The sequence below is a fragment of the Mesorhizobium sp. M6A.T.Ce.TU.016.01.1.1 genome, from assembly GCF_003997065.1.
Taxonomy (GTDB): domain Bacteria; phylum Pseudomonadota; class Alphaproteobacteria; order Rhizobiales; family Rhizobiaceae; genus Mesorhizobium; species Mesorhizobium mediterraneum.
Genome location: NZ_RZTJ01000163.1, coordinates 1 through 410 on the forward strand (window position 1 = coordinate 1; position 410 = coordinate 410).

The 410-nt window shown below is 67.8% G+C and carries 1 pseudogene; it reads right to left on the reverse strand.

The annotated features are described in order from the left end of the window. Nucleotides 1-410, reverse strand: a pseudogene (gene holA / locus EOC94_RS33765) (DNA polymerase III subunit delta); the annotation flags it as partial.

Consider the following 410-nt stretch of genomic DNA (forward strand, 5'->3'; position numbering starts at 1 on the left):
CCATGGCACTGTCGGCCGCCTCGACGATGGCGCGCAGGCCGACACCCTTCTTGAGATCGCCGGCCTCGATGAGAATGATGGCATCCCGCGCGGGCTCCGCCGTCAGCGCCTTGACGTCGTCGGCCAATGCCTTCTGGCCGCTGGCATGGCGCACCCACAGCAGCCGCCGGTCGGAAAACATCGGCACGGTGCGGGCCTCGTCGAGCAGCCGGCCCTCGTCTCGGTCGACCTCCGACCCCTCCAGCCTGACCACCGAGAAGGGATCGTCGAGCGGCAGGCCGGTCTTGCCGGCAAAGGCCTTTGCTCGCTCGGAGACGAGGCCGCGATCGGGGCCGTAAAGCAGGACGATGGAGATCCGCTGGTCCGGCTTCGCGAGCCAGCCATCGACCTCATATGCTTTCTTCTGTGCC